Raw genomic sequence first — 12,015 nt, forward strand, 5'->3', positions numbered from 1 at the left:
GAAGGGGCGAGCGGCAGAGTCGGGCAAAGGGTGCGAGGCGGGCGGGAGTTGCGAGGTGGGCCTTCCTCGCCCCTTCGCCGCCGTCGGTGGGAGTCCATAAGATCTCTGTAGGCTCAGCACACCCCTCATACCGGACGCCCCCGCGGCCTCCTCCGCCACGACCACGACCCAGGACTCCGCCCATGCCGCGACGCCGCACCTCAAGCTCCTCAAGCTCGACGGCTCCCCCGGCGCCCTCGGCTCCGAGGAACCGCACACCGCAGCCGGTGCGGGTGCGGCGGCGGTCGTTCGGGGACTTCGTCAAGGCGTTCCTCGCCTTCGTCGTGCTGGCGGGGCTGGTCGTCGGGGTGCCCCTCGCGCTGGCCGTGATCGCCGGGTGGCCGTTCCCGGGCGGCGCGCCGAGCCTCGACTGGCTCCAGCGTGAGATCACCGTGCAGACCTTCCTGCACATCCTCACCGTCATCGTCTGGTTCGCGTGGGCGCAGTTCACCGCCTGTGTGCTCGTCGAGGTCAAGGCCGCGCTGTCCGGTGTCGGGGTGCCGGGGCGGGTACCCGGGTCCGGACCGAGTCAGCTGCTGGCCCGGCAGCTGGTCGCCGCCCTGCTCCTCGTCGGCGCCACCGCGGCGAGCCTCACGCCGGGGCTGTCGCAGCTCGGGCACAGCCTGGAGGGGAACCAGAAGCCGGCCGTCGCCGCCGCCCAGCAGTCGCCGGGACTCTTCGCCCAGCAGCAGGAGCAGGCCACCGCCACTGCCCACGCCCTCGCCGAGCAGGCCGGACAGGCCGGGCAGGCCGCGGCCCGGGCCGACGGTGGGTCCTCCGCCGCGCACGGCGACACGAAGTACTACCGGATCCGGCCGCCCGAGGGGCGTCACCACGACTCCCTCTGGGAGGTCGCCGAGCGGCACCTCGGTGACGGGCGCCGGTACAAGGAGATCTTCCAGCTCAACAAGGACCGGGTGCAGCCGGACGGGTCCCGGCTGTCCGAGGCCAGCCTCATCCGGCCCGGGTGGATCATGGAGATGCCCGGCGACGCCCGCGGCGGCGAGCTGGTCGAGATGCCCGACGAGGCACCGAACGTCTCCGAGCAGGTGCAGCAGCACATCAGCGACTACGCCCAGACGGGCGACCACGCGCAGGGCGGAGGGGAAGCGCAGGGGAGCGGCGACGCCCAGGCCTCCCTGCCCGAGCAGCGGCCGGCGCCCACCCCCGCGACGCCCGCCACCCCCGCGACGCCCGCGACGCCCGCCACGCCCGCGACGCCCGCCGATCCGGCCCACGCGCCCAGCGCCGGCCACGAGCACGCCGGCCCCGCCGGGGAGGCCGCGGACTCCCTCGGGCTGCCCGAGGCGCTCCTCGCCGCGCCCCTGCTCGCGGCCGGTCTCCTCGGCGCCCTCGGGCGCCGGCGCCGGCAGGCGATGTGGCAGTCGGCGCTCGGCGCGGTCGGCGGGCGGCGCGGTATGGAGCCGCCCACGCCGACCGGCGACGCCCAGGACGTGCACGACGCGCTGCTCGTCGGCGCCGATCCCGAGGGCGTACGGCTGCTCGACCGGTCCCTGCGCGGCCTGGCCACGTCCCTCACCGCCGAGTCCCGCCCGCTGCCGGTCGTCTACGCGGCCTGGATGAGCGGCAACGGCGACCTGCACCTCCAGCTCGCCCAGCCGGCCGGAAAGCCGCCCTCGCCCTGGCGGCAGGGGCAGGACCAGACCTTCTGGATGCTGCCCCGCGCCGACGCCGAGGGGTATGAGACAGCGGAGACCGCCGCGCCGTACCCCGGGCTCGTCAGCCTCGGCACCATGGACGACTCCCGGCTGCTGCTCAACCTGGAGGCCGTGCCCGGCATCGTCTCGCTGAGCGGCAGGGAGGCCGACCGGGCCGCCGTGTTCGCGTCGGTCGCCGCCGAACTGGCCACCAACGGCTGGTCCGACCGTATGACCATCACCCTGGTGGGGTTCGGCGACGACCTCACGTCCCTCGCGCCCAACCGGATCCGCCACCTCGACGGGTTCGAGGACCTCTTCGAGACCATGTCCGCCGAGACCCGGCAGCGGCGCGGCGCGCTCGGTGCCGCCGGGCACGACTCCGTGCTCACCGGCCGCACCGGGCCCGCCCAGCACACGCGTTGGGCCCCGCACCTCGTCCTGCTCGCCGCCCGGCCCTCCGACGAGGACGCGCTGCGGCTCGCCGAACTCGCCGCCGACGCCGGCCGCCTCGGTATCGGCTACCTCGTCGGCACCGAGGGCACCGACCTGCCCGGCGCCGCCTGGGAGATGGAGATCACCGGCGAGGGCAGGCTGCTCGCGCCGCTCCTCGGCCTCGAACTGGACGCCCAACTGCTGCCCGCCGCCCAGCAGCGGGCCGTCGTCGAGCTGTTCACCGGCACCGACCCCGGGCGCGGACCCGGCGGACCGGCCAACACCCCGCCGTTCCTGGTCGACATCAGCGAGCAGGGGCGGCCCGCGGTGTACGCCCGCCTCGTCGGGTCGTACGAGATCATCGGCCTGGAGGCGCCCGACGGCGAACGCAGCGCCCAGCTGCACGAGGCGCTGGCGCTGCTCCTGCTGCACCGCGAGGGCGTCCACCCGCGCGTGCTGTCCTCCGCGCTGTGGCCGCGCGGCGTGACGGGGGACGTGCGCGACGCGCTGCTCGAGCGGCTGCGGGCCTGGCTTGGCACCGACCCGGACGGCACGCCGAGGCTCGGCACCGACGCCACCGGGCGGCTCACCCTCGCCGAGTCCGTCGTCTCCGACCTGGACGTACTGCGCTCCCTCTACTACGAGGCCACGCAGGGCCGGGGTGTCGGCAGCCGCCAGGTGCGCGGCCGGCTGCTCACCGACGCGCTGGTGCTGGTGCGCGGACCGCTGCTCGCCGACCGGCCCGAGGGCCGCTACCGCTGGCTCACCCACGAGATCATCGACGCCCAGCTCCCGCTGCTCGTCGCGGACACCGGCCTGGCGCTCTCCGAGTTCCACCTGGAGAAGAACCGCGCGGAGAAGGCCATCGAGGCGCTGAACGCGGCCCTGCGCACCGCCCCCGCCGACGAGCGCCTGTGGCACGAACTGCTGCGCGCCACGCACGCAACCGACGACACCGACCGGCTGTGCGCCCTCGCCGCCGACCTCATCGGCCGCAGCGGTGCGCGCGGTCTGCCGCCGCGTACCGAGGCGCTGCTCGACGAGTTGCTGCCGACCTGGCGCGACGGCGTCGCGGCGGCGGGATGAGCCCCGCCCTTCCGGTCGTCCTCGTCGCCGCGCTCTGGGGTGCGGCGACGGGCGCGCTGCTGCCCCGCGCGGCCTACCGGTTCTCCGCCCCTTCGGGGCAGGCCTGGCACGAGCGGTGTCCCCGGGAGCATCCGGTGCGCGGCTGGCTCGGGCGGGCCCGGTGCGGGCGGTGCGCGCCCGACGAAGCGGCGTACGGTCCCGGCACCGCCTCCCTCGCCCTCGCCACCTCCCTCGTCTGCGCCGCCCTCGCCGCCGCCACCGGGACCCGGCCCGAGATCGCCGTCTGGCTGCTGCTCGCGCCGGCCGGTGTGCTGCTGGCCGTCGTCGACCTGAAGGTACGGCGGCTGCCCGACCCGCTCACCCTGCCGCTCGCGGGCGCCGCGCTCGTCCTCCTCGGTCTCGCCGCCCTCGTCCCCGAGCACGCGGGGCGGTGGACCACCGCCCTGCTGGGCGCCCTCGCCCTCGGCGCCGGCTACCTCGTGCTGTTCCTCCTCAACCCGGCCGGCATGGGCTTCGGCGACGTCAAGCTCGCCGTCACGGCCGGTGCCGTCCTCGGCTGGTACGGCTGGCCCACGCTGATGCTGGGCACCTTCGCCGGGTTCCTGCTCGGGGCGTTGTACGGCGGTGCCCTCCTCGTCGCCCGCCGCGCGAACCGCAGGACGGCCATCCCCTTCGGGCCGTTCCTGATCGCGGGCGCCTTCCTCGGTGTCCTGGCCGGGGCGTACGCGGCCTGAGCACCGGCCCGCAAGAGGCCTGGCGTACGCTGGGCGGGTCCGTCCACAACCCTTACGAACCTTGCGAAAGGGACGCCGGTGACCGAGAAGGCCGACCTTCAGCCCATCCTCGACCGCGCCGCCGCCGGTGGGCGGATCACCCCACAAGAGGCGCTCGACCTCTACCGCGACGCCCCGCTGCACGCGCTGGGCGCCGCCGCCGACGCCGTACGCAGGCGCCGGTACGCCGGTACGGAGCACATCGCCACGTACATCGTCGAGCGCAACATCAACTACACGAACGTGTGCGTCACGGCGTGCCGGTTCTGCGCCTTCTACGCCGCGCCCAAGGACACCGCCAAGGGCTGGACCCGGGATCTCGACGACATCCTGCGCCGCTGTGCGGAGACGGTCGAGCTGGGCGGCACCCAGATCATGTTCCAGGGGGGCCACCACCCGGACTACGGCGTCGAGTACTACGAGAAGCACTTCGCCGCCATCAAGAAGGAGTTCCCGCAGCTCGTCATCCACAGCCTGGGGGCGAGCGAGGTCGAGCACATGGCGCGGATCTCGAAGGTGTCGGTCGAGGAGGCCATCACCCGTATCCACGCGGCCGGGCTCGACTCCTTCGCCGGTGCCGGTGCGGAGCTGCTGCCCGAGCGGCCCCGCAAGGCGATCGCGCCGCTGAAGGAGTCCGGCGAGCGCTGGCTGGAGATCATGGAGATCGCCCACGGGCTGGGCGTCGAGTCGACGTCCACCATGCTGATGGGCACCGGCGAGACCAACGCCGAGCGCATCGAGCACCTGCGGATGATCCGGGACGTGCAGGACCGCACCGGCGGCTTCCGCGCCTTCATCCCGTACACCTACCAGCCGGAGAACAACCACCTGAAGGGCCGCACCCAGGCCACGCTCTTCGAGTACCTGCGGATGATCGCCATCGCCCGCCTGTTTCTCGACAACGTCGCCCACATCCAGGGCTCGTGGCTGACCACCGGCAAGGAGGTCGGCCAGCTCTCCCTGCACTACGGCGCCGACGACCTCGGCTCGATCATGCTGGAGGAGAACGTCGTCTCCTCCGCGGGCGCCAAGCACCGGTCCAACCGGCTGGAGATCATCGATCTGATCCGCAAGGCGGGGCGCGTCCCCGCACAGCGGGCCACGACGTACGAGCACCTCGTCGTGCACGACGACCCGGCGAACGACCCCGTCGACGAGCGGGTCGTCTCCCACATCTCGTCCACGGCGATCGAGGGCGGCACCGCCCATCCCGAGCTGAAGCTGCTCGCTGCCAACTGATGTCGCCGTGCTGACGATTCACGCGGCCGACCAGGTGCGGCACACCTGGGACTCCACACCCGTCGAGGGCGGTGCCGTCGCCGTCGACGGCATCCGGATCGCCGCCGTGGGGCCGTACGCCGAACTGGCGGAGCGGTTCCCGTCGGCGCGGGTGCGCCGCTGGTCCGGGGTCCTCGGCCCGGCGCGCGTCCACGAGGGCCCGCTGCCGGACGCGCCCACACCGCGCGAGCAGGTGCACGCCGTGCTGAAGCTGGGCGCGGTGGCGGTCCTGGCGGAGCACGCCGGCTCGCCCGCGCTGCGGGCCGCGGCCCGGCGCAACGACGTCCTGGTGCTCGACCGGACCCGCCCCGCCGCCCTCGTCGGCCTCGGCCGGGCCGACCTGGCCGTCCTCGACGACAGCGGCGCGTGCGTCGCCACCGTGTGCGCGGGGCGCCTGGTGCACCGCAGGCGCTGAGGCGGGGTCAGCCGTCGGCACCCGTGTCGTCGGTGTACGACTCGCCGTAGGTCATGGTCATGAGGCCGACCGCGGGGATTCGTACGCCGTGGTCGTGGGCGGACGCCGGCAGCGCCGGACCGTCGGCGTCCGGACCCGAGGGCATGACCGGGAGCGTGAAGGAGACCTCCAGGCCGCGACTGCGACGGCTGGATCGGCTGGTGACCGTGTTCAACGCCCGCGCGGTGACGATCTACCTCTGGCACGAGCCGGCCCTGATCCTGGCCGTGCCGCTGATCGACCGGTTCTGGGACGTGCCCGCCTTCGAGGCGTATCTGCCGCTGGGGAGTCAGTGGTTCCTGCTGGGGGTGGGCTGCGTTCTGATCACGGTGTTCGTCCTGCTGTTCGGGTGGGTGGAGGACGTCGCCGGGCGGAAGAGACCGCGTCTGCTGCCGTGAGGGCGGGGCTGCGGCACGGGGTTACGACACGGTGCTGCCACAATGGGCCCGTGACCCGCGCCTCCCTGAACAAGCAGCCGCATGAAGTCGCCTCGATGTTCGACCACGTCGCGCAACGGTACGACCTGACGAACGCCGTGCTCTCGCTCGGCCAGGACCGGGCGTGGCGCAAGGCGGTCGCCAGAGCCGTCGACGCCCGCCCGGCGCAGAAGGTCCTGGACCTCGCGGCCGGCACGGCGACCTCCTCCCTGCCCTTCGCCCGCACCGGCGCCTACGTCGTCCCGTGCGACTTCTCCCAGGGCATGCTCCAGGTCGGCAAGGAGCGGCACTCCTGGCTGCCGTTCACCGCGGGCGACGCGACGCGGCTGCCGTTCAAGGACGACGTCTTCGACGCCGTCACCATCTCCTTCGGGCTGCGCAACGTGCAGGACACGGACGCCGCGCTGCGCGAGATGTACCGGGTCACACGGCCCGGCGGGCGGATCGTCATCTGCGAGTTCTCGCACCCGGCCTGGGCGCCGTTCCGCACCGTCTACACCGAGTACCTGATGCGCGCCCTGCCGCCGGTCGCCCGCGCGGTGTCGTCCAACCCCGACGCGTACGTCTACCTCGCCGAGTCCATCCGCGCCTGGCCCGACCAGCAGGCCCTCGCGGAGCGGCTGGGCGGGGCCGGCTGGTCCAGGGTGGCGTGGCGCAACCTGACGGGTGGCGTGGTGACGCTGCACCGCGGGTTCAAGGCGGGCTGAGGACGGCTCGGCGGGGCACATCCGGAGGCGGGCTCAGGGCAGGCCGAGAGCGGTGCGGCGGTGTGGTGGCCCGCCCGGCTCCGTCGGCTCGCGCTCCGGCCCGCCCGGCGGCGGCCTCGGCACGCGCGACTCGCGGACGCTCCCGCAGCCCGCAGCCCGCAGCCCGCAGCCCGCAGCCCGCAGCCCGCAGCCCTCGCCCTCCGCGAAGCCGAACCGCACGTACACCGTCGAGGCGCACGGACGTCACCCCCAGCGGCACCCGGCAGAGCAGCCCCGCCGCGCACCGCCCGGGAAGCGCCAAGTGGCATGCTGTGACGTCAGGTTACTCTGTGTCATGACGGGTGGAGCAGGAGACGGTAGCAGTGACCCCGCTGCTCGGAGGACGGGATCGTGAAGACCTCGGCGAGCCGCATGCCCAGCCGCTCCGTGACCGCGATGGACCGGGCGTTGCGCGCGTCGACCATCGCGACCACCTCGGCCACGCCCGTGGCACCCACCCGCTCCAGGGTCTGCCGGGCCGCCGCCGTGACGTACCCCTTGCCCCAGTGCGCCCGTCCGAGCCGCCAGCCGATCTCGATCTCGCCCTTGGGCCCCCAGTCACCGGGCCACGGCTGGGCGCCGGTGAACCCCATGACCTGCCCGGCCTCGTCCACCATGGTCCACAGACAGAAACCGTGCTCGGCGTCGTGGCGGCGCTGGCGGGCGGTCAGCTCCTCGTAGACGGACAGCTCCGCGGGCCTCCCGCCGTGGAACTCCATGACCTCCGGGTCGGCGAAGATCCGGTGCCAGGCGACGGCGTCCTCGTCGGTGGGGACGCGCAACCGTACAACGGGGAGAGGTCGCTTCACTGGGCAGCCCTTCAGCCGGGTGATCGGTGACGCTGAATAGACTGCCCATGACCAGTGCCGGTCGGCACGCAGATTTCGAACTTGGGGAGATCCCGCCGTGACCGTCGAGACCGAGCCGCTCTCCGAGAACACCGCCGACGTGATCGTCGTGGGCGCGGGGCCGGCCGGCTCCACGACCGCGTACCACCTGGCCAGGTCGGGACTCGACGTCCTGCTGCTGGAGAAGACCGCGTTCCCCAGGGAGAAGGTCTGCGGCGACGGCCTCACCCCGCGCGCGGTCAAGCAGCTCGTCGCCATGGGCATCGACATCTCCGAGGAGGCGGGCTGGCTGCGCAACAAGGGCCTGCGCATCATCGGCGGCGGCTCCCGCCTCCAGCTGGACTGGCCGGATCTGGCCTCCTTCCCCGACTACGGACTCGTCCGCAAGCGCGACGACTTCGACGAGCAGCTCGCCCGGCAGGCCCAGAAGGCGGGCGCGCGCCTCCACGAGCGCTGCAACGTCGGCGCCCCGATCGTCGACGACCGCACCGGACGCATCACCGGCGTGCACGCCAAGCTGGGCGAGGACAAGCGCGAGGTCACCTTCCACGCGCCGCTGGTCGTGGCCGCCGACGGCAACTCCACGCGGCTGTCCCTGGCGATGGGCCTGCACCGCCGCGAGGACCGGCCCATGGGCGTCGCGGTCCGCACGTACTTCACGTCGCCCCGCCACGACGACGACTACCTGGAGTCCTGGCTGGAACTCTGGGACCGGCGCGGCCGGCAGGACCGGCTGCTGCCGGGATACGGCTGGATCTTCGGCATGGGCGACGGCACCTCGAACGTCGGCCTGGGCGTCCTGAACACCTCCGCCGCCTTCAAGGAACTCGACTGGCGCGAGGTCCTCAAGGCCTGGTGCGCCTCCATGCCGGAGGACTGGGGCTACACCCCCGACAACATGACCGGCCCGATCCGCGGCGCCGCTCTGCCCATGGCCTTCAACCGCCAGCCCCACTACACCAAGGGCCTGCTCCTCGTCGGCGACGCCGGCGGCCTGGTCAACCCCTTCAACGGCGAGGGCATCGCCTACGCCATGGAGTCCGGCCAGATCGCCGCCGACGTCATCGTCCAGGCCCACGCGCGGGCCACGCCGGCCCAGCGTGAAATCGCCCTGCAGCGTTACCCGCGCGTGCTGAAGGACACCTATGGCGGCTACTACACGCTGGGCCGCGCCTTCGTGAAGCTCATCGGCAACGCGAAGGTCATGCAGATCGCGGCCCAGCGCGGCCTCACCCACCCCGTCCTGATGAAGTTCACCCTCAAGATGCTCGCCAACCTGACCGACCCGACCGGTGGCGACGCGATGGACCGCATCATCAACGGACTGAGCAAGGTCGCGCCGAAGGCCTGATCAGGCGAAGGCCGCGGCCTTGGCGGCCCGGCGCGCGAAGACCTCCTCGCGTCGGTCCGCCGACTGCCGCAGCGCCGCCTTCCGTTCCCGGCCGGAGAGCCGGTCCAGGTAGACGTGCCCGTTGACGTGGTCGGTCTCGTGGGCGAGGCAGCGCGCGAAGTAGCCGGTGCCCTCGACGAGGAGCGGCGCACCGTCCTTGTCCAGGCCCCGCACGACGGCCCGGTCGGGACGCGGTACGGCCACGACGGCGCCCGGTACCGACAGGCACCCCTCGCCCTCGTCCAGCAGCCGCCGCTCGGCCGGGTCGAGGGTCTCCGGCACCGGATTGACGATGTGCCCGACATGTCGGACACCGTCGTCGTCGAGGCAGTCGTACACGAACAGCCGCAGGCCGACGCCCACCTGATTGGCCGCCAGCCCGGCTCCCTCGGCGACGTACATCGTGCGGAACATGTCGTCGATGAGCGCGGCGAGGTCGGGCCCGAACTCCGTGACGTCCCGGCACGGCCTGTGCAGCACCTCCTCGCCCACCTCGGTGACGCGCCGCACCGACCCGCGCCGGGCCTCGGGCGCGAGCGGGGGGTACGGGGCGGTGGGCCGCCCCTGGACGAACACACTCGGCATGACGTTCTCTCCTTCGGCTCGTGGACGGACCGGCGGGAACCGGCCCGCGCCCGAGCATGCCAGGAGAAGACGCCGGAGAGCCGGGATCCCGGACAGCCGAGACGCCGAAGCGCCGCGGAATGCCGGAGGGCCGCGGAATGCCGGAGGGCCGCGAGACGCCGAGGCGCCGCGGAACGCCGGAGGGCTGCGAGACGCCGGAGGGCCGCGAGGCGCCGGAGGGCCGCAGCCCCCGAGCGGCTGCGGCCCTCCGTACGGGTGTGCCCGCGCCCTACAGCACGCGCACCGCGCCGCTCGGCGGGTCGTACGACAGCGGCCTCTGGACGACGCCGGTGGAGGAGTTCTGCGCGCCGACGAACATGCCGTCGCCGACGTAGACGCCCACGTGGTACGCGCTGCCCGCGCCGCCCCAGTAGAGGATGTCGCCCGGCTGGAGGTTGCCCAGCCCGACCTGGGTGCCGGCCGTCGACTGCGCCTGGGAGACGCGGGGCAGGCTGATGCCGACCTGCTTGAAGGCGGCCTGCACGAGACCGGAGCAGTCGTAGGCGGACGGACCGGTGGCGCCGGAGACGTACGCCTTGCCGACCTGGGCCTGCGCGAAGGCGACGACGGCGGCGGCCGAACCGGTGGCCGTGGACGTGACGGTGCCGGCACTGCTGCCCGTGCCGGTCGAGGAGCCGGTGTCCGCGGAGGCGCTCAGGGTGGCGCGCTCGGCGGTGCGCGAGGCGCGCTCGGCGGCCTCCTTGCGCGCGGCCTCCTCGGCCTTCTTCTTGGCTTCCGCGGCCTTCTTCTTGGCCTCGGCGAGGTCCGCCTTGGCCTGCTTCGCGGCCTTGGCGGCCGCCGCGTCACGCTCGGCCTGCAGCTGGTAGCTCGCGGCCGCCTGCTGCGTGACGTCCGCGGACTGGGCGACCTGAGCGGCCAGGTCGGCCGTCAGGGTGGGCAGTTCGAGGGTCTGGGTCACCGGTTCGGCCGCGTGGGCCGACCCCGACGCACCGGCCACTGCCAGGGTGCTGAGGACGCCACCGGCAACTCCGGCCCGCATCGCGATCGTCGACGCGCTGCGGCGGGGCTTCCGGTGGCTGCGTATGTGAGCGGTGTGGGACATAGGGACAACCGGTATCAGTAGCTCCTCCATACCTTCAAGAAACGTGTGCTGCGCCACAGTTGTTCAATCGGACCGTCGAATCCCGGGCGTGTCGCTCTTTATTGACGCCGTAACGGACATTGCGGACGGGCCGTAATCGGCCTGTGATCACGGTCTTTGATCGTTACGCCCGAATTGCCCCGCGCTTACCACTTGTTGGGGCACTTGGCCAAGCCCGGTTCTCAGACACCTCTCATGAATGTGGCGCAGGTCACGGAACGGTTGCCGCGGCACAGGCGTCCGCCGCGTGCGAGGCGGCGCGGTCGGTGTGCCGGCCGGCGCGGCGGCCGATGCGGTGGCGGGGGTCGCCGGCCGGGTCGGCGGCGTGGGTTGAACGCTCGTGAACGCGTGCACGTGTCCACATCGCCCCCGACTCTCCCTCTCATGTGTGAACGCGGCCTCTACCAAGGGAGGGCGTCCAGCGCCAATTTGCATGCAAGGGAAGCATCTTGATATGGAGACGCCCCTGGCTCACACCCCCTGGCCAGCGGTGACGAGCGAAAATGTCACCTCTGGTGATCAGGTGAACGCTTCCTGTGCGAAGATCACCCTCCATCCGATTTCATGATCGTTCGTCAGGTGGTGGAGATCACAAAGCTTGTGCAATACCCCGTGTCGCAGATCACAGAGCGGCGGGCATAGGATGCGAGGCAGTTGGGCTTGTGACCTGCTTCACATGTTCGCGATCTTCGCCGGGACGAGCGGGGCTCGTGGGGCTGTTGGGGCGGCTGTGAGTCCGACCCGCCAGCAGTCAGTGCCGACTGAGAGGAGCGAGGAGCGGTGAACGCGTATGCGCCCATCCTCGTACTGGGAGCCCTCGGAGCAGGCTTTGCGATCTTCTCCGTGGTGATGGCCACGCTGATCGGTCCGAAGCGGTACAACCGGGCGAAGCTCGAGGCCTACGAGTGCGGCATCGAGCCGACCCCCACGCCGGCCGGCGGCGGGCGCTTCCCCATCAAGTACTACCTGACGGCGATGCTCTTCATCATCTTCGATATCGAGATCGTCTTCCTCTACCCCTGGGCCGTCACCTTCGACTCCCTGGGGATTTTCGGGCTCGTGGAGATGCTGCTCTTCGTGCTCACCGTCTTCGTCGCGTACGCGTACGTATGGCGGCGCGGCGGCCTGGAATGGGACTGAGGGGC

General features: G+C 72.6%; 10 protein-coding genes and 2 pseudogenes. 8 read left to right on the plus strand and 4 right to left on the minus strand.

Translation table 11 applies throughout. From position 1 onward, the window contains the following. Positions 1-182: 182 nt before the first annotated feature. The 4 genes from ACGFYH_RS04440 (at position 183) to ACGFYH_RS04455 (ending at position 5,684) form a co-directional block, all read left to right on the plus strand. Positions 183-3,218, plus strand: coding sequence for a BTAD domain-containing putative transcriptional regulator (locus ACGFYH_RS04440; RefSeq protein ID WP_393801640.1), 3,036 nt, complete (start codon positions 183-185; stop codon positions 3,216-3,218). Next, positions 3,215-3,952, plus strand: a complete 738-nt coding sequence (locus ACGFYH_RS04445; RefSeq protein WP_393801641.1) for a prepilin peptidase — start codon at positions 3,215-3,217, stop codon at positions 3,950-3,952. Before ACGFYH_RS04440 ends, ACGFYH_RS04445 begins: the two co-directional genes overlap by 4 nt. 78 nt (positions 3,953-4,030) lie before the next feature. Next, positions 4,031-5,230, plus strand: a complete 1,200-nt coding sequence (gene mqnC / locus ACGFYH_RS04450; RefSeq protein WP_393801642.1) for a cyclic dehypoxanthinyl futalosine synthase — start codon at positions 4,031-4,033, stop codon at positions 5,228-5,230. Between the two features lie 7 nt (positions 5,231-5,237). Next, the gene (locus tag ACGFYH_RS04455; protein ID WP_393801643.1) at positions 5,238-5,684 is read left to right on the plus strand and encodes a hypothetical protein; all 447 of its coding nucleotides are present in this window, start codon (positions 5,238-5,240) and stop codon (positions 5,682-5,684) included. A 19-nt stretch (positions 5,685-5,703) separates the two neighbouring features. On the opposite strand, the pseudogene ACGFYH_RS04460 reads toward ACGFYH_RS04455, so the two are convergent. Then, positions 5,704-5,859: pseudogene (locus tag ACGFYH_RS04460) on the minus strand (hydrolase); the annotation flags it as partial. 1 nt (position 5,860) lies between these two features. On the opposite strand from ACGFYH_RS04460, the pseudogene ACGFYH_RS04465 reads away from it, so the two are divergent. Beyond that, positions 5,861-6,121, plus strand: a pseudogene (locus ACGFYH_RS04465) (acyltransferase); the annotation flags it as partial. 50 nt (positions 6,122-6,171) lie between these two features. Next, on the plus strand, positions 6,172-6,867 hold the full coding sequence (locus ACGFYH_RS04470) for a demethylmenaquinone methyltransferase (RefSeq protein ID WP_393801644.1): 696 nt from the start codon (positions 6,172-6,174) through the stop codon (positions 6,865-6,867). A gap of 332 nt (positions 6,868-7,199) precedes the next feature. On the opposite strand, the gene ACGFYH_RS04475 is transcribed toward ACGFYH_RS04470, so the two are convergent. Next, positions 7,200-7,715 (minus strand): GNAT family N-acetyltransferase, encoded by a 516-nt coding sequence (locus tag ACGFYH_RS04475; RefSeq protein ID WP_393801645.1) that lies wholly within the window; start codon positions 7,713-7,715, stop codon positions 7,200-7,202. Between the two features lie 97 nt (positions 7,716-7,812). Here ACGFYH_RS04475 and ACGFYH_RS04480 point away from each other — a divergent pair, with 97 nt between their 5' ends. Beyond that, positions 7,813-9,105, plus strand: a complete 1,293-nt coding sequence (locus tag ACGFYH_RS04480; RefSeq protein WP_393801646.1) for a geranylgeranyl reductase family protein — start codon at positions 7,813-7,815, stop codon at positions 9,103-9,105. On the opposite strand, the gene def is transcribed toward ACGFYH_RS04480, so the two are convergent. Further along, entirely contained in the window at positions 9,106-9,729 is a 624-nt protein-coding gene (gene def, locus ACGFYH_RS04485) for a peptide deformylase (protein WP_393801647.1), read from the minus strand. Between the two features lie 268 nt (positions 9,730-9,997). Then, on the minus strand, positions 9,998-10,831 hold the full coding sequence (locus ACGFYH_RS04490; protein ID WP_393801648.1) for a C40 family peptidase: 834 nt from the start codon (positions 10,829-10,831) through the stop codon (positions 9,998-10,000). An 819-nt stretch (positions 10,832-11,650) separates the two neighbouring features. On the opposite strand from ACGFYH_RS04490, the gene ACGFYH_RS04495 reads away from it, so the two are divergent. Next, a complete protein-coding gene (locus tag ACGFYH_RS04495; protein ID WP_030950624.1) occupies positions 11,651-12,010 on the plus strand; it encodes an NADH-quinone oxidoreductase subunit A in 360 nt (119 codons plus the stop codon). Positions 12,011-12,015 lie beyond the last annotated feature (5 nt).

It is taken from the genome of Streptomyces sp. NPDC048392 (assembly GCF_043200575.1).
GTDB lineage: Bacteria > Actinomycetota > Actinomycetes > Streptomycetales > Streptomycetaceae > Streptomyces.